The organism is Methanoregula sp., from assembly GCF_028712425.1.
Taxonomy (GTDB): Archaea; Halobacteriota; Methanomicrobia; order Methanomicrobiales; family Methanospirillaceae; genus Methanoregula.
Genome location: NZ_JAQTQD010000005.1, coordinates 107,440 through 129,405, shown reverse-complemented (window position 1 = coordinate 129,405; position 21,966 = coordinate 107,440). Strand labels below are relative to the sequence as shown.

22 protein-coding genes are annotated in these 21,966 nt (G+C 55.3%); 6 read left to right on the top strand and 16 right to left on the bottom strand.

The features are described from left to right. Positions 1–18: 18 nt before the first annotated feature. The 9 genes from pdxT to PHF39_RS04210 form a co-directional block, all read right to left on the bottom strand. Positions 19–624, bottom strand: a complete 606-nt coding sequence (gene pdxT, locus PHF39_RS04250; RefSeq protein ID WP_300220557.1) for a pyridoxal 5'-phosphate synthase glutaminase subunit PdxT — start codon at positions 622–624, stop codon at positions 19–21. After that, positions 614–1,510 carry a pyridoxal 5'-phosphate synthase lyase subunit PdxS gene (gene pdxS / locus PHF39_RS04245; RefSeq protein WP_300220554.1) on the bottom strand — a complete coding sequence of 299 codons (897 nt, stop codon included), beginning with the start codon at positions 1,508–1,510 and terminating at the stop codon, positions 614–616. The genes pdxT and pdxS overlap by 11 nt, the downstream gene beginning before the upstream one ends. Beyond that, positions 1,507–2,448, bottom strand: coding sequence for an adenosylcobinamide-phosphate synthase CbiB (gene cbiB / locus PHF39_RS04240; RefSeq protein ID WP_300220551.1), 942 nt, complete (start codon positions 2,446–2,448; stop codon positions 1,507–1,509). The genes pdxS and cbiB overlap by 4 nt, the downstream gene beginning before the upstream one ends. Continuing rightward, positions 2,430–2,996: a hypothetical protein gene (locus tag PHF39_RS04235; RefSeq protein ID WP_300220548.1), complete on the bottom strand. Its 567-nt coding sequence runs from the start codon at positions 2,994–2,996 to the stop codon at positions 2,430–2,432. Before PHF39_RS04235 ends, cbiB begins: the two co-directional genes overlap by 19 nt. A 16-nt stretch (positions 2,997–3,012) precedes the next feature. Then, the gene (locus PHF39_RS04230; protein ID WP_300220545.1) at positions 3,013–3,192 is read right to left on the bottom strand and encodes a methytransferase partner Trm112; all 180 of its coding nucleotides are present in this window, start codon (positions 3,190–3,192) and stop codon (positions 3,013–3,015) included. Continuing rightward, on the bottom strand, positions 3,189–4,202 hold the full coding sequence (locus PHF39_RS04225; RefSeq protein ID WP_300220542.1) for an adenylosuccinate synthetase: 1,014 nt from the start codon (positions 4,200–4,202) through the stop codon (positions 3,189–3,191). The genes PHF39_RS04230 and PHF39_RS04225 overlap by 4 nt, the downstream gene beginning before the upstream one ends. 100 nt (positions 4,203–4,302) lie before the next feature. Beyond that, positions 4,303–5,460, bottom strand: coding sequence for an aminotransferase class I/II-fold pyridoxal phosphate-dependent enzyme (locus tag PHF39_RS04220; RefSeq protein ID WP_300220539.1), 1,158 nt, complete (start codon positions 5,458–5,460; stop codon positions 4,303–4,305). 9 nt (positions 5,461–5,469) lie between these two features. Beyond that, positions 5,470–5,964 carry an Lrp/AsnC family transcriptional regulator gene (locus PHF39_RS04215; protein WP_300220536.1) on the bottom strand — a complete coding sequence of 165 codons (495 nt, stop codon included), beginning with the start codon at positions 5,962–5,964 and terminating at the stop codon, positions 5,470–5,472. Positions 5,965–5,967: 3 nt separating this feature from the next. Next, positions 5,968–7,263: an ORC1-type DNA replication protein gene (locus tag PHF39_RS04210; RefSeq protein WP_300220533.1), complete on the bottom strand. Its 1,296-nt coding sequence runs from the start codon at positions 7,261–7,263 to the stop codon at positions 5,968–5,970. A 721-nt stretch (positions 7,264–7,984) separates the two neighbouring features. On the opposite strand from PHF39_RS04210, the gene PHF39_RS04205 reads away from it, so the two are divergent. Further along, positions 7,985–8,473, top strand: a complete 489-nt coding sequence (locus PHF39_RS04205; protein ID WP_300220530.1) for a MogA/MoaB family molybdenum cofactor biosynthesis protein — start codon at positions 7,985–7,987, stop codon at positions 8,471–8,473. A gap of 77 nt (positions 8,474–8,550) precedes the next feature. Here the strand turns inward: PHF39_RS04205 and cgi121 are convergent, their stop codons facing one another. From cgi121 to PHF39_RS04170, 7 genes are all read right to left on the bottom strand, one after another. Then, a complete protein-coding gene (gene cgi121, locus PHF39_RS04200; protein WP_300220527.1) occupies positions 8,551–9,078 on the bottom strand; it encodes a KEOPS complex subunit Cgi121 in 528 nt (175 codons plus the stop codon). Between the two features lie 4 nt (positions 9,079–9,082). Then, on the bottom strand, positions 9,083–11,245 hold the full coding sequence (locus tag PHF39_RS04195; RefSeq protein ID WP_300220524.1) for an ATP-dependent DNA helicase: 2,163 nt from the start codon (positions 11,243–11,245) through the stop codon (positions 9,083–9,085). A gap of 146 nt (positions 11,246–11,391) precedes the next feature. Further along, the gene (locus PHF39_RS04190; protein WP_300220521.1) at positions 11,392–11,937 is read right to left on the bottom strand and encodes a KH domain-containing protein; all 546 of its coding nucleotides are present in this window, start codon (positions 11,935–11,937) and stop codon (positions 11,392–11,394) included. 54 nt (positions 11,938–11,991) lie between these two features. Then, positions 11,992–12,720, bottom strand: coding sequence for a serine protein kinase RIO (locus PHF39_RS04185; protein ID WP_300220623.1), 729 nt, complete (start codon positions 12,718–12,720; stop codon positions 11,992–11,994). A gap of 92 nt (positions 12,721–12,812) precedes the next feature. Next, on the bottom strand, positions 12,813–13,754 hold the full coding sequence (locus PHF39_RS04180) for a tyrosine--tRNA ligase (protein ID WP_300220518.1): 942 nt from the start codon (positions 13,752–13,754) through the stop codon (positions 12,813–12,815). A gap of 25 nt (positions 13,755–13,779) precedes the next feature. Then, entirely contained in the window at positions 13,780–14,811 is a 1,032-nt protein-coding gene (locus tag PHF39_RS04175) for a type II glyceraldehyde-3-phosphate dehydrogenase (RefSeq protein WP_300220516.1), read from the bottom strand. A gap of 354 nt (positions 14,812–15,165) precedes the next feature. Further along, on the bottom strand, positions 15,166–15,657 hold the full coding sequence (locus PHF39_RS04170; protein ID WP_300220514.1) for a DUF367 family protein: 492 nt from the start codon (positions 15,655–15,657) through the stop codon (positions 15,166–15,168). 31 nt (positions 15,658–15,688) lie between these two features. Here PHF39_RS04170 and PHF39_RS04165 point away from each other — a divergent pair, with 31 nt between their 5' ends. The 5 genes from PHF39_RS04165 (at position 15,689) to PHF39_RS04145 (ending at position 21,881) form a co-directional block, all read left to right on the top strand. Continuing rightward, positions 15,689–16,546 (top strand): nucleoside 2-deoxyribosyltransferase, encoded by an 858-nt coding sequence (locus PHF39_RS04165; RefSeq protein ID WP_300220513.1) that lies wholly within the window; start codon positions 15,689–15,691, stop codon positions 16,544–16,546. Between the two features lie 119 nt (positions 16,547–16,665). After that, positions 16,666–18,204: a glycosyltransferase family 39 protein gene (locus PHF39_RS04160; RefSeq protein WP_300220511.1), complete on the top strand. Its 1,539-nt coding sequence runs from the start codon at positions 16,666–16,668 to the stop codon at positions 18,202–18,204. Positions 18,205–18,234: 30 nt separating this feature from the next. Then, complete coding sequence (locus PHF39_RS04155) at positions 18,235–19,350, top strand: glycosyltransferase family 2 protein (RefSeq protein ID WP_300220509.1); 1,116 nt, start codon at positions 18,235–18,237, stop codon at positions 19,348–19,350. 241 nt (positions 19,351–19,591) lie between these two features. Next, positions 19,592–20,809 (top strand): hypothetical protein, encoded by a 1,218-nt coding sequence (locus tag PHF39_RS04150; protein WP_300220507.1) that lies wholly within the window; start codon positions 19,592–19,594, stop codon positions 20,807–20,809. A gap of 100 nt (positions 20,810–20,909) precedes the next feature. Next, positions 20,910–21,881 (top strand): EF-Tu/IF-2/RF-3 family GTPase, encoded by a 972-nt coding sequence (locus PHF39_RS04145; protein WP_300220504.1) that lies wholly within the window; start codon positions 20,910–20,912, stop codon positions 21,879–21,881. The last annotated feature ends 85 nt before the right edge of the window (positions 21,882–21,966 follow it).

Below are 21,966 nucleotides of genomic sequence, written 5' to 3'. Positions count from 1 at the left end.
CATACTTCTCTGCAACAATCACGAGGCCAGATTCGTAATCCCCTGCCGTTGCAGGAACCGTTCATGGAGACGGGTGTCCTCCCCGAGCTCGGGATGGAAGGAAAACGCCATGTGTTTTCCCTGTTCGACAGCGACGATCCCCTGCGGGATCTCAGCAAGGATATGAACAGCGTTTCCTGCCGATCTGACCACGGGTGCCCGGATGAAGACGGCATGGAACGGTCCTCCCTCAAGCCCGTCCATGACGAGGTCGGCTTCAAACGATTCCCGCTGCCTGCCAAACGCGTTCCGGTCAACGGCCATGTCAATAAGACCAAGCGGGCGGATCCGGGGATCTTCCACGTGGCTGGCCATCAGCACCATCCCGGCGCAGGTTGCAAAGATCCCTCCCGGAAACGCCCGAAGGGGCTCATACAGCCCGTTCTTGTCGATCAGGCGGGAGATGGTTGTCGACTCTCCGCCCGGCAGGGCAAGGGCGTTGCATTCCGCAAGATCGGCCGGGCTCCTCACCTCGAAAACCTCGGAAGAGGGGCCGTGGCCCATCCGTTCGAGCACCGACAGGAACGCGTCGATATGTTCGCTCACGTTCCCCTGGAGCGCGAGAACGCCGATCTTAGCGTCCACGGGTCTGCAGCACCTCGTCGTCCGAGAGCTTGTGGACATCGAGGCCTGGCATGGCGTCGCCAAGGCCTTTGCTGACCTTTGCGAGCACTTCCGCATCATCGAAGTGGTTGACCGCCTCGACAATGGCTTTGGCCATCAGCTTCGGGTTCGAGGACTTGAAGATGCCGGATCCGACGAAGACGCCGTCAGCTCCCAGCTGCATCATGAGCGCAGCGTCTGACGGCGTAGCAATGCCGCCTGCGGAGAAGTTAACGACCGGGAGCCTGCCACGCTCGGCACATTCGAAGACCAGTTCCGCGGGGGCTTCGATCTCGCGGGCATAATCGGCCATCTCCTGTTTGTCAAGGCCGCGGAGCATCCGGATCTCGCCCATAATCGTGCGCATGTGGCGGACCGCTTCCACGACATTTCCCGTACCGGCCTCGCCCTTAGTCCGGATCATGGCCGCACCCTCGTTGATCCTCCGGAGCGCTTCGCCAAGATCGCGGGCACCGCAGACGAAGGGGACCGTGAACTGCTTCTTATCGATATGGTATTGCTCGTCTGCGGGGGTCAGGACCTCGCTCTCATCGATCATGTCGACCCCAAGGATTTCTAAGACCTGCGCTTCGACAAAGTGGCCGATGCGGACCTTTCCCATCACCGGGATGGAGACTGTCTCGATAATCTCGATGACCTTCTCGGGATCTGCCATGCGGGCAACGCCCCCTGCTTTCCGGATATCCGACGGCACCCGCTCAAGGGACATCACGGCAACCGCGCCGGCATCCTCGGCGATCTTCGCCTGCTCGGCATTGACGACATCCATGATCACGCCCCCTTTCTGCATGGCTGCGAAGCCGCGCTTGAGGAGCTCAGTGCCAAATCTCAGCTCTTCCAGTTTCATATGCCTAAATGATTGATCACGGCACCCAATAAAATCAGAGTACTACAGGTAAGAGCTGCATACATCACGGTGACGGCCCTGACCGCAGACAGGATATCCGCGCCCGCTTCATCAAGTGTCCGGTTTCCGTCTCCAATTCTATAGATACCAGGTTTTTCAAACCGGGTGCATGTTCCCCCAGCCATTGCCCCCATAATAATACCCCCGTTGAAACCGGGACGCAGGTGGCCGTCGCGCTGCATTACCCGCCATGCCTGGGGCAGTGTGCCTTTCAGAGCAAACCAGGCGAGAAGGAGGAGGACGGTTACCCGCGCCGGAATGAAATTCATGATATCATCCATCCGTGCAGTACACCACCCGAGGCGTTCACGCTCGTCCTGGTACCCGAGCATGGCATCCATGGTGTTGATGGCCCGGCATGCTGCGGCTCCCGGGAGGCCAAGAAGGGTAAACCAGAAGAGGGGGGCGATGATACTGTCGTTTAAGTTCTCGGTCATGGACTCAAAACCAGCCGAGAGGATATGATCGCGGTCAAGAGACGCAGTGTCCCGGGACACCAGGAGCCCGACTTTCTCCCGACCCTTTTCCATGCCCTCCTTTAGTGCCGAGACCACGGCAAGGGCGTGTTCCTCAAGAGACCGCCAGGCGAAGCAGAATTTCAGGAGCACGGGAGCAAGGAGGAGATACAGGTACCAGGGGGCATAGAGAGAGACAAGGATGAATGGAATACAAAACAGGAGTACTGTCACTACCCATAACAGGACTCCGACAATACGCTGGATACTTACCGGGTAACAATCCGGCTTCCCCCAGAATGCTATAAACGATCCAAGAAGGGCGACAGGGTGATACCGGGACTGCGGATCGCCCATGATCCGGTCAAGAACAAGTGCCGCGCACAGGACCAGGGGTGCAAGCGTTATTGCTGACGGTACCATGTGTAGAGTGCCCCGACAATGAGCGTGATGAATGCCGCGATATTGAGGAACACTGTCCCGGTATAGAACCAGGCGCAGTACAGGAGGAGCGCGACACCCATCATGATCATCAGGGGATGAGGCCGGCCGCGGGCAACAGGTTGGAGAGGATATTCCTCGCGGATGGTCGGGCGTGATGCCTGCGGGGGCAGGATGCTGACAGGAATCTGTGCTTTCATCAAGCCGTAGCCCGAGATGACATCAAGGTCGAACGTGCCCGGCGGGCAGTCTTTGAGAATGGGTATTGCTAGGATCGATTCATCAACAACATACAGGTTCTCATGAAAAAAACTGGTGAATGCCCCGGCATTGGAGGCGGTGATGGTGATATGAATCGGCGCCCCGTGGTTCATGAATCGTATGCGGAGGAGGCCCCCTGGCTCTGCAACGATCTTCTCCCGGGGTACATCAATGGAGTTGATACTGCTCCGGTTCAGATGGACTTCGTACCCGGCATCTCCCTCTCCGCCTGCTGCAACCAGAACAGAAAAAAGAGTGGGGATTGTCATACCGGAACCTTCAGTATCAGGGTCCCTGTGGAGGGAGGAGGTTGGGGATACCCTCGTGGATGGGATAATCCACCCTGCAGGAGGCACAGTGCAGGGTCCCTTCAAGGATTTCTTTTGCATCTTCTGCATCAACTTTGAGAGAAAGATCCCCTTTGCATACCGGGCAGCAGAGGATATCCATCAGTGAACGTTTCATTTCAGTTCATCCCGGATATCGATGATCTGGGTAATCTCCGGTCCGGTGGAGATCAGGGCAACGGGGCAGCCGATGTCTTCCTCGGCCTGCTTGATGAAGTCCCTGGCCTTTTTGGTCAGTTTTGCGTATTCGGTGATCCCGAAACAGTCCTTGTCTACCCGGTCGATGCCGGTGATAGCTGCCTGGGTGCAGCCGTTGATCATGGCCGAGTACCGTGCCATCTCGCCATCCCAGCCACCGATACGGCGCTTTCTGTGGGTAACGGTGCCAAACTCCTGGATTCCCATGGCATCGGACTTCTCGGCCGACATCTCGGTTGAGAACGGCCCTTCGCCGACACGGGTGGGATATGCCTTGAAGACGACAACGACGTCATCGATCCGTGTCGGGCCGACACCGTTGTCTGCGGCAATCTGGGAGGCTGATGTGTCCTTGCTGGTCACGAAGGGGTATGTCCCATAATACAGGGAGATGCCAAATCCCTGGGTGCCTTCGAGAAGAACGTTCTGGTTCTGTTTCAGGGCATCGTCGATTGCTTTTGGCACATCGAGCAGGTACTCAGCAAGTTCGGGAACGTCCTTTGCCTGCGGGGAGGTTCGCATGACCCGGTCGGAATTTGCCGGCCCGCAGCCCGAGCCTGTGCTGCCAATCTTCTTTGCCAGATGGGCGCTTCCCTTGTCGCGGGCAATATGGTCTTCCGTTATGATGCCGCAGCGTTTGTCTACGAAAACACGTCCCCTGACACCCAGTGTCTCGACTTCATGTTTCAGGATCCGGGGATCAACAAGGACTCCGCTGCCAATGCATAACTTTGCGTCCTTATAGACAAATCCGGATGGGACCATGCGGACGCCATATTCCTTGGTTCCAACCTGGACAGTGTGCCCGGCATTCGGGCCCACACCGCCGCGGGAGATGATGACGGGTTTGTCCTTATAGGCAATGTGGGCAACAACCTTGCCCTTCCCCTCATCCCCAAAAAATCCACCAACGATGATAGAACAGCTCATTGTCTTTCATGTAGTATTGTGTGAGTTTCCCAATAAACTATTCCCTGAGACAAATGTATAGAAAAATAGGCCGATAGTGAGGTTGTCCCCACCTGAGAGATTACAGGCTCTGCAGGAACCGGTCCATCCGTTCAAGGGCCTCGCCAAGTTCCTTTCTTGAGACCGCGTAGGCACACCGCAGATGCCCCTCGCCACCGGGGCCAAAAACACTACCCGGGACAACGGCAACCTTCTGCTCCTTTAAGAGGCGCTCGGCAAACTCCGTGTCCGAGAGCCCGGTCTTCTCAACTGACGGGAAGGCGTAGAACGCACCTTCCGGTACATGGCAGGGGAGGCCGATCCGGTTGAGGCCGGCCACGAACAGGTTACGGCGGAGACGGTACTCGTTCACCATGTTGTTCTTATCCTCCTCTGCCGACCGGAGCGCTTCAAGTGCCCCGACCTGCCCCATAACGGGTGCACAGAGCATCACGTACTGGTGGATCTTGAGAGCTGCATCGCAGAGCTCTTCCGGGGCACAGAGGTACCCGATCCGCCACCCGGTCATGGCATAGGCCTTGGAGAACCCGTTCAGGGTGATGGTCCGTTCCCAGAGATCACTGACCGTTGCCGCAACGCAATGGCTCCCCTCGTACGTCAGCTCGGCATAAACCTCGTCGCTGATGAGCAGGAGGTCGTGGTCGATGATGATATCCGCAACAGCTTTCAGGTCGCTTTTGGTCATTACCCCGCCTGTCGGGTTATTCGGGAAGTTCATGACCAGCGCCTTTGTCTTTGGCGTGATCTGTTCGGCAAGCGTATCCGGATTAATTTTGAAGTGGTCCTTCTCCGTGCACCGGAGCGGGACCGGTGTCCCCCCGGCAAGGGTGATACAGGGGCCGTATGAGACGTAGCCGGGCTGGGCAACAATAACCTCATCGCCGGGGTCGGTGATCGCCCTGACAGCGATATCAAGCGCTTCTGACACCCCGGTTGTGATGATCATCTCGCTATTGTTGTCATAATTCACGCCATAGTGCTGGGCGAGATAGCGCGAGAGGGTGTCCCGAAGGGCCTGGAGCCCGCGGTTGGAAGTATAGGACGTCCCCCCCTGTTCAATCGAGTAGATGCCCGATTCGCAGATGTTCCAAGGAGTATTAAAATCCGGTTCTCCTACCCCGAGGGATACTACGTCGTCCATCGTCAGGACAAGATCGAAAAATTTCCTGATGCCCGAGGGTGGGATCTCCTGGGCCCGCTGTGAGACAAAATTCCGCATTCCGGCACCTCACGGGCAGTAGGGAAGACGTTCCGTCTCCGGCTGTTCGAAGAAGGCATTGCCGTTCTCCTTGTACGACTTCATGATAATGTGCGTGGCCGTCTCGCGGATCCGGTCCATGGGGGCCACATGCTCGGAGACAAACCGTGACACTTCCTGCATATTCTTCCCGGAAACAATGAGCTGGAGGTCATAGGTACCGGTGATGAGGCGCAGGCTCCTGACCTGGCGGAACCGTGACAGGCGTTCGGCAATCCGGTCGTACCCGAAATCGCGCTCGGGGCTCACTTTCAGCTCGATGATGGCCGAGACCTCCCCGTTTCCGGCTTTCTCCCAGTTGACTACCGTTGAGTAGCGTTTGATGACCTGGGCGGCTTCAAGGGCCCCGATACGGCGTGCAACCTCGGCTGCGGCGAGGCTGGTCATAGTCGCTATTTCTTCTGTCGACAGCCGGCTGTTCTCCTCCAGGATGCGGAGGAGCTCGAGATCCTTTTCATCCGTCATAGTTCACCTGAACCAGGTCTTGAGCCACTTGGCTTCCATCTGGGAGACATCGAGATCCTTGAGGCCGTTGAGACGCGTGTCCTTTAAAACGACCTCGCGGATCTTGCCCGTGTTGGCATCGAACCACATCTCCTTGGTCCTGCCGTACCGCCCGCGGCTCACGACACGGGTGTTGATGACGCCGAGCATATTCAGCTCGGAGATCAGGTCGGTTATCCTCCGGTGGGTGAGCACATCGAGCTCGATGCTCGGGGCGATGTCCTGATATATACGTGAGACTTCGCCGCTCGTAAAGATATTCTGTCCCAGCTGTTCCAGGATGAGCATGGAATACAGGATCAGCTTGCTCTGGGTTGGCAGCGTTGCGATACACTCTATCATGCTGTCGGTCTCGATCTTGGCCTGAGCCTGCTTGACATGCGCTTCCGTCACCTGTTTGGACACCTCATCCCGGTCAGCAAGCTCCCCGGAAATCCGGAAGAGGTCGAGTGCCCGCCGTGCATCGCCATGCTCCTGTGCGGCAAGTGCTGAGCAGAGCGGGATTACCCCTTCGGCGATTGCACCGGCGACAAACGCCTGCTCGGCGCGCTGGGCAAGGATGTCCACCAGCTGGGGCGCGTTATACGGGGGGAATACGATCTCTTCCTCAGAGAGGGAGGAGAGGACGCGGGGGTCCAGAAAATCCTTGAAGCTCAGGTCGTTGGAGATGCCGATAATGGATACCTTAGAATTTTTCAGATCGGCATTGATCCTTGTCAGATTGTAGAGGGTGTCATCACCACTCTTCTTAACAAGTTTGTCGATTTCGTCAAGGACGATGACAAGGACCCCGCCACCGGCCTCCAGCTGATTCTTCAGTTCGGCATACACCTGGTCGGTCGGCCACCCGGTCATCGGGATGTGGGTCCGGGTCTTGTCACTCGACATCTCATCGACTACATCGAGGCATTTTGCGATCTGGGCCAGGACCCGGTACTGGGTATCGATCACTTCACAATTCAGGTGCACAATCCTGCAAAGCGTCCCCATCTTGCTGCTCGCCTTTTCAAGCTCCGAGCCGACAAACCGGACACACGCCGTCTTACCAGTTCCTGTCTTACCGTAGATGAGAATATTGGAGGGGGTCTCATTTCGCAGGGAGGGGGCAAGAATGGAGGCCACTTCATCGATCTGGGGTTTCCTGTGTGGCAGAATCTGGGGGCGGTAGGAGTGCCGCAGTACTTCCCGGTCTTTAAAAATGCGATTATTGGTGAGATATTTTTTGAATAGTCCCGTTGAGGGGTCATCTGTTTCCGGCATAGTCACACTGAGGAGCTGAGGATTAGTGAGTTAAGACTAAATAACGATCGGTTTGGGTGAGGGTTTATAAACCCCCTTATTTCCAATGGAGATCGCGTGATTATTCGTTCTTTTTTAATTTGGATTGAATTGACGCAAAATTTTTTGGGTTTTTTTAATTTCAATTCCTGTTGATTCTTTACATCTTTAACACTAATGTTTACTCCGATATTGCCGAGCAATGTAACAGAGGATTTAATAGTGTTGTGGGGGAGACCCCTTTATTTCCTGTGGAGCAAAAATAACATCAACACCTGTTTTGTTGATATTTTGAAAATAACAGCCATTTCACAATATATCTTTAATACTATATAAAACAAACGGAATGGCCTGGCAATGATCGCAACCCAAAGTCCTGTATCGGTCCGCACAATGATTAGATGCCGGACCTGCCAAAAGCTACTCCAGAAGAAACAAAGGGGTCCCGGCTATTGACAATAATAAGCTCATCAGAAAAAAACCAGTTTTAATGGAAGAGGATTACTAATAATCCCTCTTTTCCCAATCTTCTTCCACGGGAGAAGTTACCTTTTGGCAGGATTTATCACCAATCACGGAAATTTTCCGGGATAATCCTGCAGGAAAAACTGGAAAAAATACGAAACGGATTCAGGCAGCGCGAGCAATTCCTTCAAACCAATCCAGAATTCTCTTAATCCGGGACAGATAACATCAGAGTATTATGAGCCACGCCCATGCCCGGTCCCTTGAAATTACAGCAGCCATCATCACCGTCTCCACTACAAGAACCCGGGAAAACGACACCAGCGGAAAAACAATCAGGCAGATCCTTGAGGACAAGAATTTTCTCGTTACCTATTATACCATCGTTCCCGACCGGATCGAGGACATCCGCGATGCCTGGTTCCAGGCAATGAAACAGGCTAACTGCATTATCATCAACGGGGGGACCGGCCTGACCCACGATGACTGCACGATAGAGGCGATCTCACCGCTCCTGGAAAAACGGATCGAGGGATTCGGTGAATTCTTCCGGATGAAAAGTATCCAGCAGATTGGTACGGCCGCGATGCTCACCCGCGCAGTGGCCGGGATATGTAAGGGAAACGCAATCTTCTGTATTCCCGGCTCCACCCCCGCAGTAACTCTTGCAACAACCGAACTGATAGTTCCGGAAATTACCCATATCCTCTCTCATGCAAACCTGTAACCAGATACAGTGAAAGATGCGTTGAACGGAAACAGGCCCGATCAGAATGCCGGTTCAGTCCGGACAATCCATACGGATTATCGCAGGACCTCAAGCAGGGCAACACGTTCAAGGACCAGATCACGGATCCGGCAGGGGCTCTCAAGGGACGCAAGCTCCGTTTGCGGGATCCTGAACAACTTCATGAGGAGATCCCGTTTTTCCCCGTTGATTTGATCCCAGGAATTGTCCTGCAGGAATGAGAACTCCCGCTCAAGGGCCTGCCAGACGCCCTCCGGGCTGGGAATACAGCAGATCCAGAGATGGTTCTCACCATTGTGGATCCCGAACGATGCGCCGACATTGCACTGCCGTGACCCTGCCGCATAGAGGAGTGCCTCCATCTCAAGGGTATTTGAGATCGAATCCCCCCGCTCAAATGAACGGACTGCATGATACACGGCCATCTCCGCATGTCGTCTTCCTGCGAGCATATCGGCATTGAAGCAGATGATGTGGGCTTGAAACTGCCGGGACACCTCTTTTAGCCGGAGGAGAAATTCCGCCTTATCCGTAATAAAGCACAGGGCAGCCCGGATTTCACAGGGGTTTTCAGAGCTATCCATACAATCACCCGAAATGAGAGAGCGTTGACTGTCCTGCCGGGGTATCTTCTTCAGCCTGTACAGACAAGCCCCGCCCCGATCGTTCCAGCTGGGCGAACACCTGCTCGGCAATACCCCTCCCGATCAGCTTTGTCACTGCCCCGATCCCCGCATCAAGGACCGCCTCGGGGGAGGTGATGCCGTTGTTGAAGAGCCGGCGGGCACGGACACGCCCGATTCCCCGGAGCTTCACGAGCGGGAGGAGCTCGCGCCGTATCCCGTTCTTCATGCAGGTCTCGAACTCGCGGATCCTGGGATGGAAGGTCCCGGCGAACATACGGGCGAGTTCCCCGCTGGCATGCAGCAGCCAGTTCACACTCTCCACCATACCGTACACATCCCCCGGCCCAACAGAGTACCGTTCGCAGATCCGGGCATCGGGCATCTCGTCAGCCCAGTCCGAGAGGAGCATCGCCGTCTTGAGAGACCGGTAGTACTCTTCCTGATCCTCCTCCTCATAAGGCATCTCAAGCCAGAGCTCGCCTTCATGCTCGTCCAGCATCCTGTCGAGGGCACCGCGGTCCGCGTTACGGACATAGAGCCGGGGCATGTCCGGTGTGCTGCAGATGAGGTGGAGCAGCCCGGTATCGGAATAGTCTTTTGTTTTCCTGAGGGTGGAAACGATCAGGGCGGCGCTCCGGGGATCAATATACAGCCTCGATACCAGGGTGCCGAACTCCGAGGACCCGAGGTGCTCGCCAACCTCGAGGATCATATCATTGTCAACAAGGAATTTCAGTGCGGCATCGACCGCCTTCTGCATCAGCCTGCCCTGCCGGTGCTCGTGGACGTAAAAACTCCTGTCCATGAAGGAGAGGAGCTCGTTTCGCGTGCCCGCAAACCCGGAGGCGATGAGGGAGAGCACATGGGTGTAGAGCGCGGTCGGCTCGGCAATCTTCGAGTGGACCTCTTCGGGGGGTGCATCGATGTAGTACTCGAACAGCTCTTCGACCTGCCCCTCGTCCTTTGCAATGAGCACTGCCTCACCATAAGGGTCCAGCCGGGGCCTGCCGGCCCTCCCCGCCATCTGGTGGTACTCGCTTGCGGGGATCGGCTGCATGCCCTCGCCGGCGGCAAACCGGAGGTAATCGCGGATGATCACCCGGCGGGCAGGGAGGTTCAGCCCCGCGGCAAGTGTCGGGGTTGAGGAGATGCACTTGATCAGGCCGTTGCGGAATCCCGCCTCGACAATCGCCCGCTCCGGCCGGCTGAGCCCGGCATGGTGGAATGCTGCCCCCCGGGCAACACAGGCGGCAAGCGTCTTGCCCATCTCGGTCTCGGCGGTCTTCTCCAGTTCCTGTGCAGACTCTTTCAGGCCCGGGTCCTCGCTCTTGATCGCCCCGGCAGCTCGTTTCGCAAAGGCCTCGGCATTGCGGCGCGATGAGACAAAGACCAGGCACTGGCCCCCCTCGGCAATGGTATCCAGGCAGAGATTGATGTCATCGAAGTTCTTTGAAACCACCTTAACCCGGCGCTCGCCCTCCCGGAAGTGGATCCGGTCATTGCAGAAAACACCCTGCCGGAGGTCGACCGGTCGCCACGTGCTGGTGACCAGTTCCGCATCCAGCCACCCGGCAAGGATTTTGGGATTGCCGACGGTGGCCGAGAGCCCGATCACCTGCATGGCCGGGTTCCGGTGTCGCATCTTCGCTATGACCATCTCGACCACCGGCCCGCGGCGTTCGGAATCAATGAGGTGGACCTCGTCGATAACAAGGAGCGTGATGTCTGCAATCCACCGGGCATTGTTGCGCAGGAGGGAGTCGACCTTCTCGCTCGTAGCAACGACGATGTCGTTTTTCCCCAGGGTATCATCCCGCCGGTCGAAGTCACCGGTGGCAATCCCAACGCGGACGCCCTTGTTGCCAAACTCCTCGAACTTCTCACCTGCCAGCGCTTTGAGGGGGACGATATAAAGGCACTTCCCTCCCCGCGCAATATGGCTGTGCATTGCCATCTCGGCGATGAGCGTCTTGCCGCTTGCGGTGGGGATGGCAACGAGCAGATTCTTGCCCTCGAACATCCCCCGCTCAACGCATTCTGCCTGGGGCGGGTAGAGCTCCAGCATTCCCTTTGCAAGGTACTGCTGTTTCAGGTTTTCCGGAAGGGGGAGCTCAGATATCTGCATGTCACACCCTGGAAATGACCCCTTTAATTCCACTGAAAAAAGCCGATATTTCAGTTCTTTTTGAGAAATCTAACCTTTTAATCAAATTATTTTCCACAGGAAATGCACCAATATACATAAATACGAAATTCTGTTTTTGGAAATCCTCAGTAATAGTAGCTGATCATGTCCTGTTTGGCCTCTTTCTTCTTCCGGTCAAGAAACGCAAAGACGTTCTCATGGGGAACCCCCTCGATGAGCATATCCACGGCTGCCCGGGCGGTCTTGAGCTGCTCGGGATACCCGATCAGGGCGACGGTCTTGCCAAACACCGAGATTTCGACGTCGGTCATGTCCTCGATCTGTTCGCGGGCCCGGCCGTCCTTGCCGATGATCCGCCCCCTGAGACGGTCAAGCTGGCGGGGATTGTCTGCCATACCGGCAAGGTCGATCACTTCAAGGAGGAGGTCCTCGTCCTCGATCATCTCAAACGCCCGCTCGGGCGAGAACCCGCGGTTGATGGCATTGACGATCTCAACAGCCCTGAGGAGCGAGACGGTGTTCTCGTCGCTCCCTTCAACCTTGACGAGGCCTTCCTTGCTGTCGATGGTGATGGTAGTGTGGGTCTTTGTCTCCAGCTCCTTTTTGGTGGCGCCGCCCTTTCCAATCAGCACGCCAACCCTGTTTCCGGCGATTTTTATCTCCTGCATCATAGCGTATCTCTCCCTTGTACGGTGTGGTGGTTCATAGGGCGCTCCAGGCCGGCATCATGGCTCTGCAACATTCAATCCGGTCACGGCATTGAAGACCTCGACCTCATCCCGGGTCTCGCAGCGGTTTTTGAAAAACCGGTTGATATTTTTGATGTCCCTCATCAGGAACGGCAGGGCACGGGGATGATCGCGGGTGACCGACTGGCCCATGTCTATGAGATATGGTTGGTCTCCGTACAATATATTGAACTCGCTTAAGTCAGCATGGACCAGTTCAGCCTTGTTGTACAAGGTATCAATATCGCTGATAATCCGGGCATAGGTATCCGCCGGGTCCGGCAGGTGTGCATTCCGGATCTGAGGCCAGGGAGTCTCTCCCTCGCCCATGAACGACATGATCAGGATATTCCGGTCCCAGACAAACGGTTCCGGCACGGCAACGCCCGCCTCCCGCGCCCGGGCAAGATTGGAGAACTCCTTCCGGGTCCAGGCAAAGATCAGCTCTTTCTTTGCCTTCTTGACGTGCGAAAACCTCCTGTCGCCGACGATGTACGAGCTCATGGTCGTGAAATTCGCTGTGCGGATCCGGTAGATCTTGATGGCGATAGGAACCCCGTCACGCTCACCATAGAAGACGTTTGCTTCCTTGCCGGTGCTGATCGATCCCCCGAGAACCGAGAGCCATTTCTTGTGGACGAGTTTGTACAGGGAAAGAAGGGTGATCTCATCGAAGACATCATCCCTCACTTTGAGATCATTGGCATCCTTGATACGGATGCCCATCTCTTCGAGCTTCTGGTCGAACCGCTCCAGTTTTTTGTCGATGTTTGTCTCCTTTTTCACGTGGTGCCACCGGTATTCTCATGTCCTGCAGTTCACTGGATATAGTCACGGACGGGTGCAAGGATCTCGACGAGGGATTCTCCGCAGGCCTTCTTGAGATCGAGCGGGTGGATCTCGGCTTTCCCATAGGCCGCTTCGAGATCGGCATAGCTGCCAAACGAGCGGTCTCCGCCGAACTTCTCCGGCCGCTTGATGGTGATCTCCGGGAGCCGGGGGAAGACGTGGTGCTGGAAGATCTGGAGAATGGGATTGTCTGCAATTTCAGGGGGACAGAACGCCTTCTGGCATTTCTTCCGGATCTCGTCTTCGGTATCAGCAACGGAGATGTAGTTCCCCTGCGATGACGACATCTTCTTGCCGTCCAGCCCGTTCAGGATCGGGGTGTGGATGCAGACAGGAGCCTTGTACCCGAAGTTAATGAGGTGCTCCCGGGCAAGCATGTGGATCTTCCGCTGGTCGATGCCCCCCACCGCAGCGTCGGCACCCAGCAGGGCGATATCGGCAGCCTGCATGATGGGGTAGATCATCTGGGAGACCGTGGGGGCGTCCATCTGCCGGCCGACCTCGTCCATGCTCCGCGTTGCCCGGTTCAGGGTGATCTCCTGCGCAAGCCGGAGCACCAGCAGCTGGTATTCCCGGTCGAGCTGGAACTCGGATCCGAGAACATACTTTACGCTCTTCAGCCCCAGCCCCTCGAAGCAGCGCTTATTGTAGTCGGCCAGTTCGCGGACCTTCTCCATCGTCCCCTTCCGGTTCAGGAACGCGTGGAGGTCTGCGAGCAGAACGGTGACCTCGAAACCCGCTGCCTGGAGGTCGACCAGTTTATTGATCGTGACAAGGTGGCCGAGGTGGATCTCACCGCTCGGCTCGTAGCCGGCATAGACCCGTTTTGTCGGCTGTGAAAGAAGCGCCCGGAGATCGTCATCGGTGACGACTTCGACAATGTTCCGGGTAACACGCTCGTATGCGTCCATCAAAAAGAATGGGTTATGAAGGGAGTTAATGGTTATTCTGGATTGTTTTGAAATTGAGTGCTGCATTCGTGGCTGCAACGGACTTGGCTGCATCATTCTCGCTGCCCATCATGGCGCGGATTGCGTCTACGTTCTCCACAACAACATCAGCCTCCTGGTGGATTGCCTGGAAGAAGCAGAGTTCGTTCTTGTTTGCATAGATAGATTCCTCGAAGATACAGTTCTCCCAGAGATCAGAGCGCTGGCGGCCGAGGTCCATCGCGAACTCCTTGAGCTCGGCTGTGCTCTTCAGCCCCGCCGTCTTCTTGATGAGACCAAGCCGGGGGTGCTTGTTGATGAGCTCGATGACCCGCTCCTTGATAACCGGTTTCTTCGTGGTCATCTGGATTGCGTGCATGTGCATCATGGTTGTCGGCACAATCATGGCCATAGTGGTGATCGATATGTGAGGGAGGACTGAGAGGACGTCCGGCCCATGGTGGCTGGGGACGCTGACCGGGTCGAGGACGATGGCGTCTATTGGCCCCTTCTTGATCTCACCGGGGTCTGATCCGCGGCGGACCATGATGGCATGGACATGGGAGACATCGTATTCCTTATCGATCTCGTTAATGATCCGGCACAGGCCCGTGGTGTTGCACGAGACCACCCGGACAAACTGCCTGCCGATGGCGTCCTTGTAGTTGCACGATGAGTTAAAGGAGAATCCTGCCAGTTCGTGCTCCTCTCCCCCCTGCCAGAGAGCCTTCTTGCCCAGTTTCTCGTACAAGGCCTTGTTCGTTGCACCGACTTTTCCCGGCGTAGCATCCACGATAACATCAGCAGCTTTGCACATGTCCTCCACGCTGCCGGCAACCTTCAGGCCAGCCTTTTCGAACGCCTCCTTTTTGGAGAGGTCGGCGATATAAAGCGGGAACCCGCGCTGCTTTGCCACGAATGCCTCTGCGTTCGGCCGGGTCTTGGAGACGCCGATCACCTTCATGTCCTTCTGGGCGGCTACAGCATCGGCCACGCGCTTGCCGATGGTCCCGTACCCGTTAATGGCAACCTTGATCATACAATCGTACATTGCGCCGGATGGGAAAAAACTATGCGAAACGCACGCATGCCTGACAGGAAAAAACCCTTATGTCCATAAACGATGCCCCGCTTAAAGAGACATTGGCAGGCCCGGGGGTCGCATGGGTACACATCTCGGGTCCGAATCCTCTGTGAGCATCAGGTATCCCGTCATAAAAATTTGATCCCGAGCTCCGGACCGGGCCTGGAAAACAAGGATTGTACCCATGCGACCCCCCTCCACCCGCCCCGGGATATATGCTCCGCAGTAACCATCCCCGTCGTAAAACAAGGTCTGGGCAAGGAAAGACCATCAGGGGGGTCGCGTGGGTACAGAAAACAGACTGTCCTTTCAGATGAACAGCGCCTGGTACTTCACTACTTCCGTACTGTCCTTTGCCGAGGCATAGAGTTCCAGCGGCTCCTTGTTCACCTCAAGGAACCGGATGCCCCAGTTCACTTTCGAGAGCAGCTCCTTTGCCCGGTCTTTCTCCCCCATGATATAGAGTGCCGCTGCAACCGCCTCTACTGATGAGAGCTTGCAGGGTTTGCCGAAGTTGACCGGGTTTGCTGCCATGAGGAAGGGGAGGGCCCGCCGTATCCTCCACGAGCTGATGGCACCGGTATCGAGTACCTCCCAGGAGCAGTCAAGCACTGTAAGAGATTTTACGAACCGGTCTGCAGGAGAGAGCGCCTGTTCTGCCGTGGGATCGAGGATTAGTGTGTTGCGGGGAATCTGCCCAAGTTTCTGAAAAATTTTAAGAAACCCGGCCCGCTCCAGTTTCTTGACCGTGCATTTCCGGGGATCGCAGCTGTTGTCCCGGAAGGCATACAGGGGTATCATTGATCATCTGTGCGTGTCAACACTCTAAATAATGTACGTGCTCTGCAGCCCCTGTATCCTCAACCCGGACCTCCGTGCCGATGGGATCACGAAGCCATCGGATATCGAGGCGTTCCAGCGCACGAAAGAACGATGCGACAAATTCGGGATACAGATGGTCCCGCTGCCCTGCCCGGAGACGCTGTACCTCGGGCCTGCCCGGCAACCTGGCACCTTCCTGGAACGACTGGACAACCCGGCCTTTTCCGAGCTGCTCGATCAGCTTGAAACTGAGGTGAAGGAGATCATCAGGGAAAACGGCCCCCCACTCTGCATCATCGGTGTCAACTCCTCGCCAACCTGCGGGGTGACCGCCACGTATTACGGCAGCAGGGGCGATGAACCCCCGAAACGGCCAGGCCGCGGGGTGTTCCTTTCACGGTTCCCGGGGATCCCTGCCATAGACACCATCACATTCTCGCGGTACCGGGTCTACCTTGCTGCCCCTCTCTTCTCGGCAGCGGAACGCTCGTATAATGCTGGGATCGCGAGACTCCTGCAGGAGAACTTCTTCTCCGTCCATCTCCCGCAGGATGCCGGTGACGACACTGCAGCCCGTGGGAAAAATGAACATGACCGGCTCTTCCGGCTGAACCTGGCAGCTCTTGAAAAATCTGACATCGTTGTGGCTGTAATTGACGGGGCAGATGCAGATTCCGGGACTTCGTGGGAGATGGGGTATGCTTACGCTAAGGGAAATAAGATCATTGCGCTCAGGACAGACTTCCGGCAGGTAGGCATTGATGAACAGGTCAACCTCATGCTGGAACAGTCGGCAGGACTTGTCTCAACACCGGAGCAACTTCTTGATGCACTGTCCGCACCGGCACTGTTGAAGGAAGACCGGTAGCACAATCCTGAATCTTTTCAAGCGGATGTGTTCCTGTGCCCACCCGCATCCGCAATTCATCCACGGAAACCCGTGCAAGAAACTATAAGGGAATATTCACGCAATAGTACTGAGTTGCCATGGCGAAGAAGCGGGAGGAAAAAGGGAGAAGCGGCCGGAAGGACGTTGCCGGAGCAGGGATTTGCGATCTGGATAACGGGTATGCGTCCCCTGTCAGTTCGTTTCGGGACCTGACCCTGGAAAACCTTCGTTCTCTCCTGCTGCACAGCCGTTACACCCAGCTCCTTCTCGCCCTCACCCTCATCGGTGCCATCCTGCGGTTCGTCAACCTCGGATTCAACTCTCTCTGGCTTGACGAGGCCTCGACCTATACGTTCGCATCGATGTCCCTTCCCGGCATCTGGGCGGCAACAACCGGTGGGGAGTTCAATCCCCCTCTCTTTTACTGGATTGAGCACCTCATGCTCGTATTCGGGAACAACGAGACGGTCCTCCGGTTCGTGCCCGCGGTGTGCGGTGTCCTGACCATCCCTCTCATGTACTGGGCAGGAAAAGAGTTCGTTGACCGGAATGTCGGCATTGTCGCGGCTGCTGCCTGCACCTTCTCTCCGTTCCTGATCTTTTACTCCCAGGAAGCCCGGGCCTATTCCATGGGGCTTTTCTTTGTCACATTTGCCATGGTCTCTTTCTTAAAGGCACTGAAGACCAACAATGTCACGCACTGGGCACTCTTTGGCGCACTATCCGCCCTTGCGTACTGGACACATTTCTATACCCTCGTCATCACCGGGACACTTATCCTGTACGCCATTTTCGTGAAAGCAACTGAATGGAAAAAGAATCTCCAATCGCTGAAGCCGGCTCTCATCGGGGCGGCTACGTTTGTCATCATCAGCCTGCCACTCCTTATCCTTACTGTCCAGCTCTTCGCCAAACGCACGGAGGGCGGGCCAACATTCGGGATACAGGGTGCTGGCATTATCCTGGAGACGTTTCGCCAGCTTTCGGGGTTCTCGGAGCTCGTAATGTTCCTGTTCCTTATCCTCTTCGTGATTGGGATCATCCAGACCCTCCTTATTGGCCGGAACAAAGGGCTTTTCCTTCTGGCTCTGACAATCCTCCCGTTTGTTATCAGCTGGTTCCTCTCGTACAGGATCCCGATGCAGCCACGGTACCTCATCATCCTTGCCCCGGTGTATTTTATCGGCATTGCACTATCATATAAGCCCGTCTATTCCCTGATCTCCAGCCGGAAGATCGTGTACGCGGTCATGGCACTGCTTGTCGTCCTCAGCGTGACAACCCCATTCTTTGTTGGCTATTATACGTCATATTCCAAAGAGGACTGGAGAGGATTTGCCGGCCAGATACGCCAGGCAGCCCAGCCGGGGGATATTCTCGTCTTTGTTCCCGGGTATATCTCACAACCCTTCGAATACTATTACACCAATGCAACCGAAGGAACGTTCAGGTACGGAGCCCAGAGCGCGGAAGAACTGGCATCGTTTGGGGCACTGAATACCAGTCAGAAGATATTCTATATCGTTACCGGTGACATCAGCTCAGCCGATCCCTCTGGTGGTTCTGTAGCCTGGCTCCAGGAACACACGAAAGGGGTTGAACCAACACCCGGAATTTACCTGTTCACCCATACCTGAACACAGTAACAAAGAAACCATTGCACTATCATGTATGACCTGACGGTGATCATCCCCACGTTCAAAGAAGAGGCGAATATTCGGACCATCATCACCGAAGTGGAGACGGTATTCCGGAACAGTGGTCTCAATGGGGAAATCCTGGTTGTCGATGATAACTCACCGGACAATACCATTGCCATTGTCAGCGAACTTAAAAAGACCCTGCCGAACCTGAACCTCCTTGTAAGGACTTCAGATCACGGGCTTTCGCAGTCGGTTGCAGACGGATTCTCGCATGCAAGTGCGGATGTCTTTGTCGTTATCGATGCAGATCTCTCGCATCCCCCGGCCCTTATACCGAAGATGTATGCTGAAATTCGTGCAGGTGCCGATATCGTGATCGGGAGCCGGTATATGGAAGGGGGCGGGATCCGGAAATGGCCGATCAAGCGCCGGGTCATTTCCCTTGGGGCGACGTTCCTTGGGCGGCTCCTCTTCCCGGAAGTGACTGATCCGGTCAGTGGATTCTTTGCCCTCAGGAAGTCAGTTGTTACCCACGCAAAACTGAAACCTCGGGGATACAAGATTCTCTTGGAAGTGTTGGGTAAGGGATCTTGGGAGAACGATAAGGAGATCCCGTTTGAATTCAGCGACCGGGAGGTCGGATCCAGTAAGCTGAAGATTAAAACGATCATCGAGTATGCGCAGCAGGTCATCGATATTACCCTGTATTCATTCTTCCATCACGAGAGCGCCGCATGGCGGGAGTGGAAGAAGGTCTTCAAGTTCGGGATTGTGGGGATATCGGGCATAATCGTAAACCAGGGGCTCCTTATCGCTCTCAAAGAATATGCGGGCCTCCCAATCCCAATCGCCAGTATCATCGCCATTCAGATGGCGATCCTCAATAATTTTCTCTGGAACGATATCTGGACCTTTAAGGAGATGGGCAAGCCCCAGAAAATCTCCAGCCGCTGGCAGCGACTCCTTGCTTTTGAGGTGGTTTCGGCAGGGGGGGCGGTTATCAACTTCGCCGTCCTGAATGCATTTGTGACATTCCTTGTCATGGATTATCAGGCTGCAAACATCATTGGTATCCTGCTTGGATTCGTCTGGAATTTCTTAGTAAACCGGCGGTTCACCTGGGTCAGGAAACACGAATAACCAGTTTTCATAATAGTTATAGCATCAGCGGGACAATGCACCTCCAGAATAAAACAGATGTTTATTGTCAGGACTGGGAGAGGCAGGGATTATCGCTATGGTAAAACACGCCGGTGGGAAAAATACAAGCAGTGAAAGCGGCCGCGCACGGAGAGGTAAGGGTGCAGGAGAACCGTTCGGTTTTTGCGGAATCACGTTCAAATCTGTCGATTCTGTTACAGTGAGGAACCACCTCCTCGCTTTGGTCGGACTCTCTGTGATTGTTAAGATCTGTGTCCTCTTCGCAACGGTATTCATCTTCAACTCGTTCGTTGATACCTTCGACCACCAGTACTATCTCCAGAATTTCATCAATGTGATGGATGGAAAGATCCCCTACGCTGATTTCGGATTCGACTATCCCCCTCTGGCATTCCTGCCGATCGCCCTTGCTTTCCTCCCCGCCCTGCTCTTCAATAGCGCTGGGATGTTCATTCTCTCGTTCCAGGCCCTGATGATCTTATTCGATGCGGTGATCGTTTGCTGTGTATACCTCATCGGACTGAAACTCTATCCTGAAAGGACTGCCTTCCTGGCCGGAATCCTGTATGCAACAGCGTTTGCCGGGGCATATTTCGTCCTGACCAAATACGATGCGTTCCCGACGGCCCTCCTGATGATCGCGATTCTTTTTGCGGTCTACAGGAAACCAAAAGGAGGATATCTATCAGCAACGGCCGGGCTCCTCGCAAAGATTTATCCGGCAGTCGCCCTCCCGTTCATAGTCCTGTATAATTCGGCTGTAACTTCTCTAAAGGAGGAGGTATATTCTATCCTGAAGATCCTTATCCCGATCCTTGTCATCCTGGGTGTCCCAATCCTGGTATTCAGGCCATCCATCATTACATCCTATATTGGCGGGAGCCTTGTTCGTTCGGATGTGTACGTGAATACAGCAACGAACACCATCTATGCTCTCTTCAATAACATCCTGCATGTCAGCGTATCAGCAAACGTAATATCAGCAGGAATGTATGGTTTCATGGTTGTGGCGCTCCTGATATTGCTCTTCTATGGATGGATAGTCCGGATCCAGAAGGAGAAAATGCTCATCAAGCTGGTGGCCCTTGCGTTGTTTGTTATCGTCTTCTGCATGAAGTATCACAGCCCGCAATACATCCTCTGGTTCCTGCCACTGGTTTGCCTGTTAGTGGCCGACAGCCTGGCTGGCATTGCTATGTTCTACATCACCCAGGTTGTTGCGTATATTGAGTTTCCGCTGGCGTTTGGCACACTCTATGTGAATACCAGTTATGTCAGTCCTGTGGACACTCCCGGGTGGTATTTTGCCTGGCTGTTCTTTGCTGTTGAAAGCGTCCTTTTCATCGTTCTTATGTACCTTGCGGTCCGACCCACCAGGGCCCACATTGACAGGATACGTGCATTTTTCCAGAAGGCAGGAACTTCTGTGACCCCCTGAAGGACTTAAGAAATTCCTCGCCCCTTTTTGTTTTCTCTGCTGGCGTCCATTAGCGCTTGCACGCTAAAACCCCAAATACCACTACGCCCAACAATTGATCATGTCCAACCTCACCGTCGCAATCCTCGCTCCCCCGGATTATGCCAGGGATCTGGGAAAGAAGGGGACAGCAAGCGACATCACCTTCTATAATCTCAAAAAAGGCGATGCAACGGTCACGTTCATCGAACCGACCCGGTATCCGGAAAAATTGTCCTCTCTCTTCTATGCAGTCTCCCTGTCGGACCGCATCATCCTCGTGGTTGACGAGATCAATGCAGCGTTCGGGGAATGCGTGCTGATGCTCCAGTGCGCCGGTAAGTCGGCCGGCTGGCTAATCCTCAAGAACTACATCTCTCCGGATCAGATCGCCCCGCTCATCAAGGGAACGGTGCTTGAACACTACGAAATCCTTGAAGAGGACATGGTCGGGATCCGGGAGAAGATGCTTGAGATCTCGGTGAAACAGACCGCTCACCAGAAGCCCCACGATGGCGCAGGGAAAGGCGTTGTCCCGGTGGATGCCCACTTCAACGTCAAGGGTGTCGGTGTCGTTGTCCTCGGGTCCGTTGCCCAGGGCAGCATCAAAAAGCATGATGCGCTGCGTGTCCTTCCCACCGGAAAGACCGCCCAGATCCGTTCGATCCAGAAGCACGACGACGATGCAGAGTCAGCAGTGACCGGTGACCGCGTCGGCCTGGCCTTAAAGAACATCGAGTCCGAGGACCTCGACCGCGGCTTTGTGCTGACTACAGATCCTGCCGTACAGCATGCCGGCACGATAACGGGGAAAGCCCAGCTGGTGAAGTACTGGCCCGCACCTCTCAAGGAGGGTATGGTTCTCTATGCCGGCCACTGGATGCAGTTCCTCCCCACCCGTCTCGAAAAGGCTGTTGTTGACGGGGATTGGCGGATGCCAACCCTGACTCTCACGATGGAAAAGGATCTGGTCTATGTCCCCGGGGCCCGCGTTGTGCTCCACTACCTGGAAGGTGGCAAGCTCCGGGTCGTCGGCTCGATGATTATCCAGTGATATCCCCTTTTTTTCACAACCCGGAATACAATCCGCCAGAGTGTGATTGATCCGGATCATTTTTTCGATCACGATGATAATCGCG

Bases quoted from the DNA above. Each gene is read 5' to 3' on its own strand.
- PHF39_RS04210 (WP_300220533.1), bottom strand. From the start codon at position 7,263: ATGCCGGAAACAGATGACCCCTCAACGGGACTATTCAAAAAATATCTC.
- PHF39_RS04145 (WP_300220504.1), top strand. From the start codon at position 20,910: ATGTCCAACCTCACCGTCGCAATCCTCGCTCCCCCGGATTATGCCAGG.
- PHF39_RS04180 (WP_300220518.1), bottom strand. From the start codon at position 13,754: ATGGACGCATACGAGCGTGTTACCCGGAACATTGTCGAAGTCGTCACC.
- PHF39_RS04195 (WP_300220524.1), bottom strand. From the start codon at position 11,245: ATGCAGATATCTGAGCTCCCCCTTCCGGAAAACCTGAAACAGCAGTAC.
- cbiB (WP_300220551.1), bottom strand. From the start codon at position 2,448: ATGGTACCGTCAGCAATAACGCTTGCACCCCTGGTCCTGTGCGCGGCA.
- PHF39_RS04235 (WP_300220548.1), bottom strand. From the start codon at position 2,996: ATGACAATCCCCACTCTTTTTTCTGTTCTGGTTGCAGCAGGCGGAGAG.
- PHF39_RS04160 (WP_300220511.1), top strand. From the start codon at position 16,666: ATGGCGAAGAAGCGGGAGGAAAAAGGGAGAAGCGGCCGGAAGGACGTT.
- PHF39_RS04220 (WP_300220539.1), bottom strand. From the start codon at position 5,460: ATGCGGAATTTTGTCTCACAGCGGGCCCAGGAGATCCCACCCTCGGGC.
- PHF39_RS04225 (WP_300220542.1), bottom strand. From the start codon at position 4,202: ATGAGCTGTTCTATCATCGTTGGTGGATTTTTTGGGGATGAGGGGAAG.
- PHF39_RS04205 (WP_300220530.1), top strand. From the start codon at position 7,985: ATGAGCCACGCCCATGCCCGGTCCCTTGAAATTACAGCAGCCATCATC.
- PHF39_RS04175 (WP_300220516.1), bottom strand. From the start codon at position 14,811: ATGATCAAGGTTGCCATTAACGGGTACGGGACCATCGGCAAGCGCGTG.
- PHF39_RS04190 (WP_300220521.1), bottom strand. From the start codon at position 11,937: ATGATGCAGGAGATAAAAATCGCCGGAAACAGGGTTGGCGTGCTGATT.
- cgi121 (WP_300220527.1), bottom strand. From the start codon at position 9,078: ATGGATAGCTCTGAAAACCCCTGTGAAATCCGGGCTGCCCTGTGCTTT.
- PHF39_RS04215 (WP_300220536.1), bottom strand. From the start codon at position 5,964: ATGACGGATGAAAAGGATCTCGAGCTCCTCCGCATCCTGGAGGAGAAC.
- PHF39_RS04170 (WP_300220514.1), bottom strand. From the start codon at position 15,657: ATGATACCCCTGTATGCCTTCCGGGACAACAGCTGCGATCCCCGGAAA.
- PHF39_RS04155 (WP_300220509.1), top strand. From the start codon at position 18,235: ATGTATGACCTGACGGTGATCATCCCCACGTTCAAAGAAGAGGCGAAT.
- PHF39_RS04165 (WP_300220513.1), top strand. From the start codon at position 15,689: ATGTACGTGCTCTGCAGCCCCTGTATCCTCAACCCGGACCTCCGTGCC.
- PHF39_RS04230 (WP_300220545.1), bottom strand. From the start codon at position 3,192: ATGAAACGTTCACTGATGGATATCCTCTGCTGCCCGGTATGCAAAGGG.
- PHF39_RS04185 (WP_300220623.1), bottom strand. From the start codon at position 12,720: ATGGGCATCCGTATCAAGGATGCCAATGATCTCAAAGTGAGGGATGAT.
- pdxS (WP_300220554.1), bottom strand. From the start codon at position 1,510: ATGAAACTGGAAGAGCTGAGATTTGGCACTGAGCTCCTCAAGCGCGGC.